The sequence below is a fragment of the Aquimarina sp. AD10 genome (genome assembly GCF_003443715.1).
In the GTDB taxonomy this organism is placed as follows: Bacteria; Bacteroidota; Bacteroidia; order Flavobacteriales; family Flavobacteriaceae; genus Aquimarina; species Aquimarina aggregata.
This window is the reverse complement of sequence record NZ_CP031965.1, coordinates 1,569,238-1,584,998: the sequence shown is the minus strand read 5'-3', so window position 1 is coordinate 1,584,998 and position 15,761 is coordinate 1,569,238. Positions and strand designations below refer to the sequence as shown.

Below are 15,761 nucleotides of genomic sequence, written 5' to 3'. Positions count from 1 at the left end.
TAAAGATGAAAGACATATGGAAAAAAGAATTATCAACCCTTGGAAATGGCAAAACGAAAGAAGTTATGTGCAAGCCGTAGAGGTAAAGCAAGCAGAAGGAACTCTTTATGTTTCTGGTCAGACTGCAATTGATGCAAATGGGAAATCAAGTACAGGTGATATGAAGTCTCAATTAATCATGGCAATACAAAATTTAGAAAAGGTAATACAAGAAGCAGGATATAAATGTGAAAACATAGTGAGATTGAATGTGTATACTACTTCAACAGAAGAGCTTTTTTCTTGTTTCAATAGTTTTCAAAATTGGATATCCAAACATGAAATAGAACAAGCAAGTACTCTTTTAGAAGTAAAAAGTCTTTTTGAAACTTTGAAAATAGAATTAGAGGCAACAGTTGTGAAATAATAATTAAAGAAATACTAAAATGTACTTGTAACAGGGCTGTAGCAAGGATAATTCCTTAATTTTACAGCCTTGTTTTTGACTTAAAATTAATATCTGTAAGTCATTAAATTTTAAGTTCTTCTGATTAATTGTTCTTATAACCCAACCTTAACCTTACTTATATGAAATATATACTAATTGTGATCTATATATTCACCTATTCATTAAATCTAATTGCTCAGAAAAATAACTCTCATAAAATAAGTCATGATAAAGTAATGGACTCTCTTACGAGATCAAAAAATAAAGTTACAGAAACCAAAAAAATAGCTGTATTAATATACCAAGATGCAGTATTACAAGACTTTTCTGGGCCTATTGAGGTTTTTTCTAAAGCACGAAAACTAACAAGAGGGAAATACGAAGTTTTTACAGTTGGATTGGATACAATGATGATAGGTACAGAAAATGATTTTGTTAAATTAAAACCTGATTTTACGATACAAAATATGCCTGATGTAGATTATCTAATAATTCCTGGGGCAAGTATGCCTGTTATTAATGATTTAGTTGTAAATGATACGTTTACAAATTTTATTTTAAAAATGAATGCCAAGCAAAAAACTAAAATTGTATCAATTTGCACAGGCTCTTATCTTCTGGCAAGAACAGGTGTTCTAACAAATAAAAAAGCAACTACGCATTATTTTGTAGCTGATGATTTTGCAAAGCAATATCCAAAAATCAAGTTGATTAAAAATGTGCGTTACGTTGATGAGGGAGGATTTATTACTTCATCGGGTGTTACTTCCGGAATCGATGCAACATTATACATTGTTGGTAAAGAAAATGGAGAGAAAATAAAACAAATGATTTCAAGAGCATTACAATATAAGTTTCATGAAAAAGAAGAGTGGCCAGTAGCTCCAAATGGAATGAAATATTCCAGAGTACCTACAAATTATTAAAATAACATTAGTATTTTTCTTTTTTGTAAAGTCGTATTTTTAGAATATAAAAATGATAGTTAATTTTTTTAGCAATATTTTTCAAGACCGATGCAATATCCTCAACTTTATAAACAATTTAAAAAACACATAGATTTACCTCTTGAAGCTTATCTTAATTTAGAAGAAAGGTTGATTATAAAAAAGATAAATAAAAAAGAACATTTTATTGAAGAAGGAAAAATAGCCAGATATCTTCCGTTTATCCAAAAGGGGTTACTGGTAAACTATCGAGTAGATACAGCTGCACGGACACATGTTATACAAATAGGATATACAGGCACTTGGTTAGGAGATTTATTTAGTTTTTTTAATGGCTCACCTACTCATTTTAATATTCAGGCTTTTCAAGAAACTGATCTACTTCTAATAAATCGTGAAACTTATGATTATATATCAAAAAAGTATCCTATTTACGAAAAGTATTATCGAATAGGTATTCAGAATTCATATAATCAAATGCTTAAAAGAATTTATAATATTAACAGTCAAAGTGCTCAAAAAAGGTATCATGATCTCATTGAGAGTGTGCCTACAATATTGGATGACATACCGCATTATATGATAGCTTCTTATCTAGGTATAAAACCACAATCTCTTAGTCGTATTCGGAATCAATAAGTGTTAGCTTTTTGAAGATAGAAAACATAAGTCTCATTAAATAAATTGTTTAAATGTTAAAAAAATCTTCTCATTCACGTAGGTGAATGAGAAGATTTTTTATGTGATGTAATATTGCTTAAACATTTAAAAATATACAGTATATGAAATTTAATTTATTAAGATATTATGTTTTAACCCTTGTTTTAGTGTTATTCATTATTTCATGCAATAATGACGATAATAATTCAAGAAGAGGAGAATCAAATATCTCATTAGACCAAGTAGTAAATACGTTAGGAGGTACATCTGTGATAAATAATATCACTACTATGATGTATACAGTAGAAGGTCAAACTAATGAGTATGAGGAGGAAGAACCAAACGTTTCTAATCCAATAAATACTTCAGAATATGTGCGTACCGTTTCTACCGAATTAAATACCCGAAAAGTTAGGTATGATTTTTCATCACTTGATATTAAATTTCCTTTTCCTTTTCAGGTAGATAATTCTACAACTATTATTAATAATCAAAAAGGATCTTACTCAGGAAATTCGGGTTTTGGTTCTCACTTTTTTGGTGCTACTGCTCCGCTTCCATTATTTTCTAGCCGAATAGAAGCGTATTTAAAAATCCAAAAAATGAGTAATCCGATTGAGCTTTTAAAACAGGTGATCGCAACTAACGATCTGTCTTCATCAGTTTCTTCAAATTTTACCATACCAACAGGTATTGATGGATTAAATATAACGTTGGTTATTGATCAGAATACAAGTTTACCGAAAAGTGCACAGGTAACCGAGGTGGATTTTATTAATGGAGATGTCGTGTTTGAAGTAAATTATGAAGAGTGGAAAACTGTTGGCGAAACGATGTTTCCAGGTAAATTAACTCATACTTTTAATGGTGAGGTTATAAAGGTTGAAGAACTTTCAAATATTGAAATGAACCCTACTTTTACAGAAGCTACATTTACACCAGAAAATACTGATGGAGACTATATAGATGAACAAGGTGAGTTTGGAATCTATTCTTCTTGGTGGTATGAACGATTTAATGCATTAGGATTTGTTAATAGTTTTGATCAACCTTTAAATAATGGCGCGGTTACTACACCTGCAGGTCCAAATGTAGCTGATCAAACAATTGGGCCAAATTTAAAAATAATTGGAAGAGCTGATGTAGGGTCATGGTCTGTTGCTATCAAAACTTCAACGGGAGTGGTAGTCGTTGAGCCCCCTTTAAATCCAAGGTGGACAAGAAGTATTATAAATACTATAAAAAATGATGCTTTTCCAGGTGAAAAAATTGAAGGTGTAATTGTGACTCATACGCATTTTGATCATTTTGGTGGAGTAAGAGAATTGGCACAGGAATCCGGTAAGGTTTATGTGGGAGAAGAAGGAGTAGGTCTTACAGAAAGGGTTTTAACAAACCATTCTTCTCTTCTTCCTGATGCACTGGCGATCAATCCGACAACCAATGTCGAAGTAGAAGGTATCTCGGATGTAACCACATTAGATGGTGGAGCCTTACAAATTTATTTACTTAAAACAGAATTGTTAGGCTTAAATTCTCACTCAGAGAATATAGTGGCTGTTTATGTTCCAGAAAGTGAATCTTTTATAGTTTCAGATTTATTTAATGCTGGGGGTTTTGTAGCTGTAGCAGCAGGTTTGGGAACTACTAATTTTAATGAAGAGTCTAAATCTATTATAGCAGAGCGTGCTACTTATTTGTTAGATTACATTGCAGAAAAAGAATTAGTAGTATCTAATGTAATTGCTATTCATAATGGTGTTGCGACATTGGCAGATCTCCAGTTTATGGCAAATTTATAAGTTTATGTTTGTTAATATTTCTAAAATAAATTTTATAAACAAGGGTAGTTGTATGGTCTTCTAAATTTAGTACCAAAAAGAGAGAAGTGATTTTGGATCTTTTACAATATTAAGGCCTTAGCTTACAATAGTTAAGGCTTTATTATGTAACTGTTATTGCCTGTTGATGAGATGCTGATGGTATATGAGAACATTCTATTTTCTGAGCCTTATTTAAAAATTTACAGATGTGTTTTAATATTTTTGATATATTTGTAACTAGTTACGTATTTAAATACATATTAAAATGGATTTTGATAAAATCGGAGAAATGGCTCTAGGAAGTAGGTTAAGAGCTCTTAGTACTATAGTTTCAGAAGATGCCGAACGAATTTATAATCTTTATGGTGTCGCATTAAAACCTAAATGGTTTCCTGTTTTCTATTTTTTATCTAATCAAAATACAGGAAAATCAATTACTGCAATCGCTAATGAAATTGGTCATTCGCACCCCTCTGTCATTAAAATTGTTAGAGAAATGTCTAAAGTGGGACTCGTTTTAGAACAAAAAGATACTCTGGACAAACGTAAAAACAATATTGTGTTAACTCCTAAGGGTATAGACATGTCTATACAAATACAACAACAATATAAAGATGTTGAAAATGCAGTTAAAACTACATTAAATCAAACCACACATAATATTTGGTTAGCTATCCAAGAATTTGAATACTTATTAAACGAAAAATCTCTTTTAAAGCGTGTGATTGAACAAAAGAAAATTAGAGAGTCATCAACTGTAGAAATTATAGATTACACATCAAAATATCACACTGCATTTAAAGAACTAAATGAAGAATGGATCAAAACTTTTTTTAAAATAGAAGATGCCGATAGAAAAGCATTAGATGATCCTCAAAAATATATTTTAGATAGTGGAGGTAAAATTTTAGTTGCAATTCAAGATCAAAATGTTCTAGGAGTTTGTGCTTTGATTAAAATGAAAAATAAAAAGTATGATTATGAACTTGCTAAAATGGCTGTTTCTCCTAAAGCACAGGGTAAAGGTATTGGCTATCTGTTAGGGAAATCTAGCATTGAAAAAGCAAAATCATTGGGAGCCAAAAGTATATATCTTGAAAGTAATACAATATTAAAACCTGCCATATCATTATATGAAAAACTAGGGTTTCAAAAAGTTGTAGGCATAGATACTCCATATGAAAGATGTAATATCCAGATGGAACTTCTGTTCTCATAAACCTTAGTATTACTAACAAGGTTTATAGTAAATATATTTTATAATTTTTCTAGTGGACCTAATGGATTGATTACTAGTAATTATATGTTTTGATATATTGTGTTAAGCCAAAAGAGTTTCTCTTCGAGGGTTCAGATAATATCTAATTTATCAATATTTTAGCGTTGAATTAAGATATAAATGAAAGTACTAAGAGATATTTTAAAGACAACGTTTAGTTTTAAAAAACCTCATTTGCAAAAAGCACTCGGCTTGCTGGGAATTTCTGTAATTGCAAATCATTTAACGCAAAGTGATCATTTTCCACTTAGCGATTCATATAATTTCCCTTTATATTCAATTATTACTACGATGGTAATAGGTACGGCAGTTATGTTAATTGCAGAAAGGAATTTTAAACGATATAAGAATAAGTATTTTCTAAAACAGCTAAATGTTCGTGTTTTGGGCTTATTTCTGTTATCTACTCTTGGCTACATTGTGTTGATTTACATACCGGTATATTATATTTTTGGCTGGATAATAGACGCCGATTACCAGTTTTATTATTTACTTACAGGTTTGGTAATTACTCTCATGTTAAGTTTAATTTTTATTGTTGTAATGTTTGCTCAGGATATTTATGATCTTCATAAATTAGAAACTATTGAAGGCAAACTTAGTATTACCAAAGGAGGAAAAAGAAGATTAATCACCTACAAAGAAATAGGATATTTTTTTAGTGAGGATAAAGTTGTATACGTTCTTTTAATGAACGGAGATACTTTGGCGACCGATTTTTCTTTAAATGAAATAGAAAGTAATACTAATATAAAGTTATTTTTTAGAGCCAATAGGCAAACATTTCTTCATGCACGTGCTGTAGATGAGATTGAAAAGATTGAAAATGGAAAATTATCCGTGAGTCTTAAACCAGGTACTTTTGGTAAGAACATCTCAAAAATTATAATTAGTAGGTATAAGAAACAAGAATTTATAGATTGGTTCGAGCACAAACTATAAATTCTCAAGACTATTCAGTCAAAATTTTGCTACCATTCAGATATAGGGTATTGTTTTTGGTTGATTTTATGGGAGTTTGATCGTTATTTCGTTTTTGAAATTTAAATACAAAAAAAATGAATACTATTACTTTACGAACTAAAATTATTCCTCTTCTAGCTATTATTTGTGTCTTTTTTATTTGGCTTTTGCCTTTAGGCTTTGATTATTTTGAAACTATCATAGCCGCTATAATTATTTTGATTGCAAGTGCCATAGAATTCAAAAAAGGCATGCTTAAGTCACTAGGGTTTCAAAAACATAAATTTAAGGTAATTCCACTTTTAATATACACTCCTTTAATAGCTATTGGTTTATTTATACTATACTATTTTGTTTTGATTCCAGGAGTGAGTCATTTTACAGGTGATTATATTGATTTTTCTAATTTTGATAAGCTTAGGGGAAACTTTATTGGTTCTTTGAGTGTATTACCTTTTATATGGATATCTGCCGCGTTTGGAGAAGAGATTGTTTGGAGAGGCTATTTCATGAAGCAATTCACAAAGTTTTTTGGAGATGGTAAATTAAGTCTAACGATTAATATAGTATTGTTTGGCATCTTGTTTGGTTATTTGCATGGTTATCAGGGGATAAATGGACAAATAATTACAGGAATTATAGGGTCAACATTGGCTTTAATTTTTTATAAACGTAGTTATGATTTATGGTTTAACATTGCTATACATGGATTTTTTGATACAATTGCTTTGATTGCAATTTATCAGGGTTGGATTTGAAATGATAAAAATAAATTAAGAATAAATAGCTTAAAAATTAAGCCATCAGGTACTTAAAAAAAGCGGTTATGCCAAATGGGTAAAATCATAAAGGTTATAAAAGATAGTTAATGTTATTGTTTTACCCATTTGATGTATTGTCTGTAGGTTTTTCAGAATAAATTTAGGCACACTAATTTATGAAAAACAAAGAGCAATATGTCTCACACTAGTATTAAAATATTTAAGTTCATGACCATTTTAGGTTTGTTGATTTCAATTTCTTGTCAACCAAAACCTAATTCTGAAACAATTTCAAAGAAAGAAAAAAACTGGCACCTATTACTTGCTAAAATGTCGACCGAAGAAAAGATTTCTCAGTTACAAGGTGCTTGGCTCAGAGATTTATTAGATGGAAAAAGCCTTTCATTAGATTCTTGCAGAAAAAAAATACCATATGGGATTGGGCATTTGGCACAATTCTCATCTTCAACAGATTTAAACCCCGATGAACTAAAAAAAGTAATATGGGATTTACAACAGTATTTAATACATGAGACTCCAAATGGTATACCAGCCATATTTCATGAAGAGGCAATTTCTGGATTTGCTGCAAAAGGAGCTACTACCTTACCCCAGCAGATAGGTATTGGATGCACATGGAATCCAGATCTTTTAAGAGAGAATACTGCAATGTCTGCAAAACTTATGAGAAAAGTGGGAGCTACTCAGGCACTTTCTCCTATGCTTGATATTTGTCGAAATTCACACTGGGGCCGGATCGAAGAAAGTTTTGGGGAAGAACCATATTTCATTGCAAAAATGGGACTTGCCTTTGTAAAAGGATTGCAAGGAGAAGATCTTTCTAAGGGAGTTGCGGCTACTACAAAACATTTTGCAGGTTATGCAGGAGGTACAGATAATGAAAAAGTTTTTTTTGAAGAGACTTTATTACCACATGAAGCAACGGTACGATTTGGCAATGTCCAAAGTGCGATGGCCGGTTATCATACTATTAAAGGGATTCCATGTTCTGCAAACAAAGAACTTTTGGTTGATATTTTACGTACAAAATTGGGGTTTGATGGTGTTGTAATTTCAGATTTTTGGTCAGTTAAACAAGTATATACAAAATATAAATATGCTAAAAACGATAAAGATGCTGCGATTAAAAGTATTACTGCTGGATTAGATGTTGAATTACCTTTCGGAATGAGTTTTCCATATTTAAAAGAAGCTCTTGATGAAGGATTGATCGATCAAAAGATAATAGATACTGCAGTGCAGCGAGTGTTACTTTTAAAAGAACGATTGGGTTTATTGAATAATGAAATACTACCTTTTGAAGAAAAGAAAATAGATTTTGATCCGCCAGAAAACCGCAAAAGAGCCTATGAATCAGCTTGTCAATCTATCGTCTTGCTAAAAAATAATGGTGTACTACCTATTTCTACAGATATAAAAAAAATTGCAGTTGTTGGTCCAAATGCTGCAGCAGTACAATCTTTACTTGGTGACTATTCTTATCAATCATTAGCCGCTTATTGGTGGAAATACCCTGTAGATCCTAAAAATCCAAAACTTGTAACATTACTCGATGGCCTCAAGGCTAATGTAAAAAAAGGAGTAGAAATTACATATGAAAGGGGATGTGATTGGACTAAGTCAATGAATGATGAGATAGAAAAAGTAGATAACGCTTTGGGAGATGAAAGAAGTAAAAACTTAGAATATTTAAATATAAAAGACTTACCTAAACCCGATGTATCAAGAGCTATTCAAATTTCTGTCAATAGCGATGTAATTATTGCAGCAATGGGAGAACAATTATACCTTGTAGGAGAAGGACGAGATCGCAAAGATATTCGATTGCCAGGAGAACAGGAAGATTTTGTAAAACAGTTAATAGCAACAGGTAAACCGGTAATTTTGGTTTTATTTGGTGGTCGCCCGCAAATTATTACAAATATAGAATCTGGATGTGCTGCTATTTTACAGGCATGGTTCCCAGGTGAAGAAGGGGGCAACGCATTAGCAGATATTCTTTTGGGTAAAGTAAACCCCTCTGGTAAATTAACACTAACATATCCACGCACAAATAAACAAGCGCCTATTTGGTATAGTAAAGGGTATGATCCATTAGATCAACCTATGTACCCTTTTGGATATGGATTAAGTTATACCTCATATAAGTATAAAGACCTCAAGATGCCTAAAAGTTATAGTATCGAAGAGAAGCAAATATCGATTTCCTTCGAAATAGAAAATTTAGGAGATTTTGATGGTGCAGAAATTGCACAATTGTATGTAAGTCCACCAAAAGAAATTAAGGAATTAGAACCTATTGAATTAAAAGGATTTGTAAGAGTGTTTATAGAGAAAAAGAAAAAAAAGAGAATTACAATAAAAGTCTCTCCAGAACAATTGGCCTATTATGCAAATGGCAAATGGATTATTAAACCTGGTATGTACGAGTTTAAGATAGGAGCTTCTTCAACCGATATTAGATTATCTGGAAAAGTAGAATTGAAAGGAAATAAAAAAATACTTAATCAACGAAATGTACTGTTTTCTGAAAATAGTATTGAGTAACGAATTTTATAAATTAGTAAAATAAATACATTTTAAGTTTTATAGTACTTTAGAATATTGTAAAAAATAAAAATCGTTGGCAAAATACTATGAATACCAATGAACAAGTAAATTTACGAATAGCAACAAACAAAGATCTGGAACTTGTAAAATATTGGGATCAACAACAGCATGTTATTGATTCTGACCCAGATGATGATTGGGATTGGGAATATGAACTTAATCGTTTTCCAGATTGGAGAGCACAGTTTATTGCAGAAATAAGCGGAAGGGCTATTGGATTTATTCAAATCATTGATCCAAAGAAAGAAGATTCGCAGTATTGGGGTGATGTTCCCGATAATCAAAGAGCAATAGATATTTGGATAGGAGAACAAGAAGATTTGGGTAAGGGCTATGGTACTCAGATGATGAAACTAGCGATTGATTACTGTTTTAATAATGATAATGTAAATACAATTTTAATTGATCCACTGGTATCGAATACTAAAGCGATTCGTTTTTATGAAAAAATCGGGTTTCATTATGTCGAAAATAGATTTTTTGGAAAAAGCGAATGTGTAGTATATAAGTTGGATAGAAAACATTGGTTTTCTGATTAATGATTTTATTTCATCCAATGTGTTGTATACAAAATCATAAGTATTCTAAATATAGAAATGTTACGAAATACTTAGTTACTTAAAAACATATGAAGTTAAAAAAGGCAGTATTACAAGATATTCTAACGCTACAAAAAGTTTGTAAAGAATCCTATACACAAGTTTTTGCAGATCATTGGACCGAGAACGGTTTAACGCTTTATTTAAAAAGAGAGTTTGGAGATAAGCGTTTAAGCGCAGAGTTAATAGATTCTTCTATTGCATATTACTTTATTATTGTTGAAAATGAAAATATTGGCTTTCTTAAAATTAATTACAAATCATCTAATAAATTATCAGAATTAAACAATTGCGAATTAGAAAAAATCTATGTACTTCCTAAATTTAGTGGTAAAGGTATTGGTAAAAAAGTAATGATAGAATTGATAGGCCTGATTAAGAAAAAACAGAAAAAAGTACTCTTTTTATGTGTAATAGATACAAATATTAATGCGATTAGTTTTTATAAAAAAATAGGTTTTAAATTTCATAGCAAAACACGTTTAGAAATAGCGCATTTCAAAGATGAATTAAGAGGTATGCATAGAATGAGTTTAAAACTAACATAAATAAGGTATGGTTTACTTTAGTAAAGATTACCGTAAAATTAACATAAACACTAATTGTGACTTATTACCTTGTTCGTTATGAGACAGGAAACAATACATAATAGTAAATAAGGTGTCATGAAAAAGTACATAAATAGCTTTGTTATATTGGTAGTATTTATTTTGTTAAGTAGATGTACCCCAAAGGCATCAGAAAAAACAGATATACTTTTAAATAAAGATTTAATACCAGAAGGTGTCGCATATAATACCAATTCAAAATCAATATATGTAGGTGCCATTTATAAACAAAAAATAATAGAGATACAATCAGACGGAACATATAAAGACCTGATAACGAAAGAGGTTTTTGGGGATTTAAGCCCGATAGGTATCGAATTTGTCGAGAAATCACATGACTTGTGGATTAATTTAGCATTAGCACCTATTGTAAATCAAACAAATCAAGATAGATGGGAGACAGGTTTAATGCGGTATAATGTTCGTACTAATGAAAAGGAACATTATATAGTAAAGGATAGCCTAAGGAGCTTTTTTAATGATTTGACTGTATTACCAAATGACGATGTAATTATTACAGAAACTGCAAATGCCCGATTGTTTAAATTCGATGCTGCCAAAAAAGAATTAGAACCTTATATAGAGTTAACTAATTTTAGTTTTCCTAATGGTATTACTTTTTATCAACCGAAACAATTATTGTTCGTATCCACTAATGAAGGTATTGTAAAAATTGATATACAAACAAAAGAACAAAGCTTACTTAAAGTTGCGCCAAATATAAATGCTAAAGTTATTGATGGCTTATCATTTTATAAAAACTACTTTATAGGACATCAGAGCACAAAGATTTCTAAATTTTATGTAAACGACGAATTTACAGAGATTACCAATGTTGAGGTGTTTGATACGGGTAAAGAATTTGATTCCAGTACTACTGGAGAAATAGGAAATGATAAGTATCACTATATCGTAAATTCACAAATTAAAAGTGGAATCGAGAATAAAAAAATAAAACCATTGGATAGCTTAGAAAACGTAATAATAAGAAGCAAACCTTTATAAAATTAAACATGATCAATTAAAATAAAAAAATGTATAATATCCTTAGAAATATCTTTTACGTACCTCTTAGTATTTTGTTGTTCTTGAATAGTACAATTTGTTCAAGTCAAGATACTTTGCCTATTTGGCAAGATTTGATACCCAATTATTTGATCTCTGATGAGGTGGAAACAAGAGAGAAAGGTAACATATTCTGGATTAGAAAAGTACAAAAACCATCCTTAGAAATTTATTTGCCAAGTAAACAAAATGCTTCTGGTAGAGCAATAATGATATGTCCTGGAGGAGGGTATGGAGGACTTGCGTATGATTGGGAAGGAACAGATATTGCAAAATGGTTAAATTCTAAAGGGATAGCAGCCTTCGTACTCAAGTATAGATTACCAAAGTCTAAGTCAGTTAATGTTGGATATAAAGCTCCATTGCAAGATGCGCAAAGGGCAATGAGAATAATTCGAAGTAATGCTGAAAAATGGAATATTAATAGAGACCAAATAGGAGTTATGGGGTTCTCTGCAGGAGGACATTTAGCAGCAACTTTAGGCACTCATTATAGAAACAAAGAATATAAAAAAGTTGATGTTTTAGACACAGTAAGCGCAAAACCAAATTTTATGGTATTAGTATATCCTGTTATCTCTATGAAAGAAAATATTACACATCAAGGATCTAAGGATAATTTGTTAGGAGATTCTCCAAAACCAGAATTAGTGGACTATTTTTCTAACGAATTGTATGTAGATAAAGATACATCACCAACCTTTATAGTCCATGCTTCAGATGATAAAGCTGTTTCTGTACTTAATAGCATTTCTTTTTATACAGCCCTTATCGAAAAAAAAGTCTATACAGAAATGCATATATATCCTAAAGGAGGACATGGTTTCGGATTAGCAATCGGGAAAGGGTATTTACAAAATTGGACAACACGCTTAGATGAATGGCTGACCAGTTTGAAATAAAAATTTAGTATCGCTATCTCTTTTTAAGGAGTTACTTTAAAAACAATAAGTTGATTTAGTTGTGGGAAAAAAGTATTGAAATTATTATCCGAGATTATGACCAATGTTCGACTTCCGTCGGCTAATTTTGGTCCAAAAGTGATCCCTTCAAGATTATCAACTGTAGTATTCGTTAATTGCCCTCGAATAGTTTCAAAATTAAAGAGTAATGTTTTTGTTGCCTTAGTATATGAGCCTGTAGATAAAGCATTCATATCAATAGTATTTGTGGCGTTTGAAGCGTCTACCTTATAAATTTTAACAGTATTACCCCCATTTATATATCCAGAAGAAAAAGAGCGTTCTAATGCCAAAAATTTGTCTTTATCATATTCAAGTATTTCTACAAGACCATTTACTTCAAAAGAGGTACCTAATGCAGCCTCTTTTGCTACAGGGTCAAGTTCATAAGCAAATTGTCGTTCTGCAACTCCAGATGATTTATTGAATAATGTAATACGAACAGGAGATTCTGTATCTGTTGTTGTAGGTTCTGGGCCATCCTCTATTAGAGGTAATTCAAAAGATACCCAATATCCTTTAGTATCAAAACTTATCGAAAGACCTTCTAAAACACCATTATGTCTTGGACCCGATGAATCAGTTTCAAGTTGAGCTCTAAAGTTATCAGGAAGGGTGAAACTTTTTAATTGATTTCCTTGAGCAGATATTTCTATTAATGCGGGGTCTATAGCATTATTAATAGATCCTTCACTAGTGTAAAGAAGCGTGTTAGAGCTAGTGTCTACCCTAATACTCTCTGGATCTACTGCACCTTGTGTTAGTGGTGTACCAGTCGCATCATTAATAATATGCATTTTAGTAATATCTACCTTTGTAAAAGAAGTTTCATTATATGAAATGTCAGCTTCATAATATCTAATAGGAGGAGTAGAAGTATCACAGATAATATACCACTTTCCATTTTGATAATCAATTCCAGAAAAACCACCAATAGGAACACCTTCTATATCTTGAGTAGGTATTACAAATTCATCTATGTAAGTTAACTCACTAATAGAGTTTTCTTGATCTATAGGTTTAGTTACACTAGTAGAGTTTGTATTAGATGAACAACTTAAAAGTAACAAGAAGAAAATGATGTAGAGTGTCTTAAACATTGTAGTAATAATTGAGGGCATAAAGGTATCGATTTATAATTTAAATAGAGGTTTAAGCATTTGTTAAGTCTTTAATTTCGATAGTAAAACCTTACTTCGTTATAGGTTTTTAACCCTTGTTTATCAGTTGTTTAGCTCTTTTGTTTTTCATATATATTCTAGTACTTAGTTACATAAATCAATTTATAATTAACCATTTAATACACAAAATCATGAAAAAACTTTTATGTTGTGTTAGCTGTTGTTTGATGATAAACATCGGTTTAGCACAGTTTCAACATTCCTTTGGAACTGAACAATCTGAAATGGGTAGATCTTTAACTCAACTACAAAAGGTTGAAAAGGGGTATTTAGTAGCTGGATATACTTCAAGAAATTTCATAGGAAGTCTAGAAGCTACCTTGGTCAAAACCGATCTAAATGGTAATCAAATTTGGTCTCGGGTTTATGGGGGGCAAGATTTCGAATATTTTAATTCGGTAAGGCAATCAACAAATTTTAGCCCAAATAATCCTGCTGCTTATGTAGCCGCTGGTATCACAAGAAGCTTTGGTTTTGGTGGGGGAGATGCCCTACTCATAGGAACTAATGTTAATGGTGCTCCTGTTTTTTCTAAAGTTTATGGTCGAGATCAATATGATGCAGCGCATTGTGTACAAAATATCAAAGACGAAAATGGTAGGCCTGGCTATATTATGGTTGGAGAAACAAGAAGTTATTCTCAATCATTACCAAGAACAAATATGTACGTTGTAAGAACAGATGATCAAGGGAATCTAACAAGAGCCACCGTCATTGGAGGCAAAGGGGATCAACGTGGCTTATGGATAGAACAAACTCGTGATGGAGGATACATTATTACAGGATCTAGTACAGATTTTGATTGCGGAGGCAGTGCCACATTGGTTAACCCACCAACAGATATTTTTGTAGTAAAACTTAAGCCAGATTTAAATATAGAGTGGCAAAGAGTTATTGGGTATCCAAAAGAGTTAGATCCCATGAGACGTTATTTAAATGTGGGAACTTGTATAAAGCAAGGTCGTGACGGTAATTATGTGCTAACTGGATACACGAATAGTTTCGGTATTAATAATTCATTTGATGCTTTTCTAATGTATTTACGAAGTAATGGAGATTTTATGGGTATGAAAACGTATGGTACAGAGAGAAACGAATATGGTCGTAGTTTGCAAATAACAGCAAGTGCAACAGGAAGCCCTCTCTATACTATAGTTGGAGACCAATTTACTTCAACTAGAAAAGCATTATTGTTTCAGGCAGATGCAGGTGGTAATTTCTTATGGGGGTATAATTATGGGCGAACTGGTCAGGAAATGGGGACAGAATTAGTACGAGATGATTTTGACAAAGGTTTTGCTTTTACAGGATATACAACAACAATAGGAGCAGGAGCTACAGATATTTACCTTGTAGAAACAACAGATACAGGAAAATCTACGCCACAATGTGAGAGAGAAATTAAATTAGAAGTATTTAAACATGAGCCTTGCCTGACTAAAATTGCCGAACAGATTTTTGTAGATGAATTTAGAAAAATTGATCCAAAAGTTATTCGTATGGAGTACAAGCAAGATCGATGTGGTATTGCAATTAGTGGCAAAACAGACGATATCAAGGATATTAATGAAGAATCAGGGGTGTCGCTTTTTCCAAACCCTGCCAAAAACCTTCTTACTATAGATGTTAAAAGAACATCAAAAACAACTTATGGTGGAGTTTTTGATATTCAGGGTAAAGAAGTAATCCAAAATATCCAAATAGGCGAAACGGGAAAAACAATTGTGGCAACAGAAACCCTTGAACCTGGAGTTTATATTGTTAAACTAAAAACAGAAAATGGAGAAACTTTAGTAAAAAAATTCTTTAAAGAATAACGGTACTAATTATCACATTTTCAAAATAGCAATAATGA

At 31.5% G+C, this 15,761-nt stretch carries 14 protein-coding genes; 13 read left to right on the top strand and 1 reads right to left on the bottom strand.

The genetic code is table 11. From position 1 onward, the window contains the following. Nucleotides 1–16: 16 nt before the first annotated feature. The 12 genes from D1816_RS06785 to D1816_RS06730 all read left to right on the top strand — a co-directional run bounded on the left by D1816_RS06785 (nt 17) and on the right by D1816_RS06730 (nt 12,665). Nucleotides 17–406: a RidA family protein gene (locus tag D1816_RS06785; protein WP_118506222.1), complete on the top strand. Its 390-nt coding sequence runs from the start codon at nt 17–19 to the stop codon at nt 404–406. Between the two features lie 161 nt (nt 407–567). Then, nucleotides 568–1,353 carry a DJ-1/PfpI family protein gene (locus tag D1816_RS06780; protein WP_118501766.1) on the top strand — a complete coding sequence of 262 codons (786 nt, stop codon included), beginning with the start codon at nt 568–570 and terminating at the stop codon, nt 1,351–1,353. A gap of 90 nt (nt 1,354–1,443) precedes the next feature. Beyond that, nucleotides 1,444–2,013 (top strand): Crp/Fnr family transcriptional regulator, encoded by a 570-nt coding sequence (locus tag D1816_RS06775; RefSeq protein ID WP_118501764.1) that lies wholly within the window; start codon nt 1,444–1,446, stop codon nt 2,011–2,013. Nucleotides 2,014–2,156: 143 nt separating this feature from the next. Then, nucleotides 2,157–3,836, top strand: a complete 1,680-nt coding sequence (locus tag D1816_RS06770; protein ID WP_118501761.1) for an MBL fold metallo-hydrolase — start codon at nt 2,157–2,159, stop codon at nt 3,834–3,836. 286 nt (nt 3,837–4,122) lie between these two features. Then, a complete protein-coding gene (locus tag D1816_RS06765) occupies nt 4,123–5,076 on the top strand; it encodes a bifunctional helix-turn-helix transcriptional regulator/GNAT family N-acetyltransferase (protein ID WP_118501759.1) in 954 nt (317 codons plus the stop codon). A gap of 180 nt (nt 5,077–5,256) precedes the next feature. Next, a complete protein-coding gene (locus tag D1816_RS06760) occupies nt 5,257–6,078 on the top strand; it encodes a LytTR family DNA-binding domain-containing protein (protein ID WP_118501757.1) in 822 nt (273 codons plus the stop codon). A gap of 116 nt (nt 6,079–6,194) precedes the next feature. Next, nucleotides 6,195–6,857, top strand: a complete 663-nt coding sequence (locus D1816_RS06755; RefSeq protein WP_118501755.1) for a CPBP family intramembrane glutamic endopeptidase — start codon at nt 6,195–6,197, stop codon at nt 6,855–6,857. A 231-nt stretch (nt 6,858–7,088) separates the two neighbouring features. Continuing rightward, on the top strand, nt 7,089–9,428 hold the full coding sequence (locus D1816_RS06750) for a glycoside hydrolase family 3 N-terminal domain-containing protein (protein WP_158597761.1): 2,340 nt from the start codon (nt 7,089–7,091) through the stop codon (nt 9,426–9,428). Nucleotides 9,429–9,517: 89 nt separating this feature from the next. Beyond that, entirely contained in the window at nt 9,518–10,030 is a 513-nt protein-coding gene (locus tag D1816_RS06745; RefSeq protein WP_066308829.1) for a GNAT family N-acetyltransferase, read from the top strand. An 89-nt stretch (nt 10,031–10,119) separates the two neighbouring features. Beyond that, the gene (locus tag D1816_RS06740; protein WP_118501751.1) at nt 10,120–10,638 is read left to right on the top strand and encodes a GNAT family N-acetyltransferase; all 519 of its coding nucleotides are present in this window, start codon (nt 10,120–10,122) and stop codon (nt 10,636–10,638) included. A 117-nt stretch (nt 10,639–10,755) separates the two neighbouring features. Then, nucleotides 10,756–11,703 carry a hypothetical protein gene (locus tag D1816_RS06735; RefSeq protein WP_066308831.1) on the top strand — a complete coding sequence of 316 codons (948 nt, stop codon included), beginning with the start codon at nt 10,756–10,758 and terminating at the stop codon, nt 11,701–11,703. 29 nt (nt 11,704–11,732) lie between these two features. After that, on the top strand, nt 11,733–12,665 hold the full coding sequence (locus D1816_RS06730) for an alpha/beta hydrolase (RefSeq protein ID WP_118501747.1): 933 nt from the start codon (nt 11,733–11,735) through the stop codon (nt 12,663–12,665). Nucleotides 12,666–12,688: 23 nt separating this feature from the next. Here D1816_RS06730 and D1816_RS06725 read toward each other — a convergent pair whose 3' ends face one another. After that, nucleotides 12,689–13,846, bottom strand: coding sequence for an esterase-like activity of phytase family protein (locus D1816_RS06725; protein WP_118501745.1), 1,158 nt, complete (start codon nt 13,844–13,846; stop codon nt 12,689–12,691). A 191-nt stretch (nt 13,847–14,037) separates the two neighbouring features. On the opposite strand from D1816_RS06725, the gene D1816_RS06720 reads away from it, so the two are divergent. Continuing rightward, entirely contained in the window at nt 14,038–15,723 is a 1,686-nt protein-coding gene (locus tag D1816_RS06720; protein ID WP_118501743.1) for a T9SS type A sorting domain-containing protein, read from the top strand. The last annotated feature ends 38 nt before the right edge of the window (nt 15,724–15,761 follow it).

Bases quoted from the DNA above. Each gene is read 5' to 3' on its own strand.
- D1816_RS06760 (WP_118501757.1), top strand. From the start codon at position 5,257: ATGAAAGTACTAAGAGATATTTTAAAGACAACGTTTAGTTTTAAAAAA.
- D1816_RS06720 (WP_118501743.1), top strand. From the start codon at position 14,038: ATGAAAAAACTTTTATGTTGTGTTAGCTGTTGTTTGATGATAAACATC.
- D1816_RS06725 (WP_118501745.1), bottom strand. From the start codon at position 13,846: ATGCCCTCAATTATTACTACAATGTTTAAGACACTCTACATCATTTTC.
- D1816_RS06735 (WP_066308831.1), top strand. From the start codon at position 10,756: ATGAAAAAGTACATAAATAGCTTTGTTATATTGGTAGTATTTATTTTG.
- D1816_RS06770 (WP_118501761.1), top strand. From the start codon at position 2,157: ATGAAATTTAATTTATTAAGATATTATGTTTTAACCCTTGTTTTAGTG.
- D1816_RS06780 (WP_118501766.1), top strand. From the start codon at position 568: ATGAAATATATACTAATTGTGATCTATATATTCACCTATTCATTAAAT.
- D1816_RS06785 (WP_118506222.1), top strand. From the start codon at position 17: ATGGAAAAAAGAATTATCAACCCTTGGAAATGGCAAAACGAAAGAAGT.
- D1816_RS06755 (WP_118501755.1), top strand. From the start codon at position 6,195: ATGAATACTATTACTTTACGAACTAAAATTATTCCTCTTCTAGCTATT.
- D1816_RS06775 (WP_118501764.1), top strand. From the start codon at position 1,444: ATGCAATATCCTCAACTTTATAAACAATTTAAAAAACACATAGATTTA.
- D1816_RS06750 (WP_158597761.1), top strand. From the start codon at position 7,089: ATGACCATTTTAGGTTTGTTGATTTCAATTTCTTGTCAACCAAAACCT.
- D1816_RS06765 (WP_118501759.1), top strand. From the start codon at position 4,123: ATGGATTTTGATAAAATCGGAGAAATGGCTCTAGGAAGTAGGTTAAGA.
- D1816_RS06740 (WP_118501751.1), top strand. From the start codon at position 10,120: ATGAAGTTAAAAAAGGCAGTATTACAAGATATTCTAACGCTACAAAAA.
- D1816_RS06745 (WP_066308829.1), top strand. From the start codon at position 9,518: ATGAATACCAATGAACAAGTAAATTTACGAATAGCAACAAACAAAGAT.
- D1816_RS06730 (WP_118501747.1), top strand. From the start codon at position 11,733: ATGTATAATATCCTTAGAAATATCTTTTACGTACCTCTTAGTATTTTG.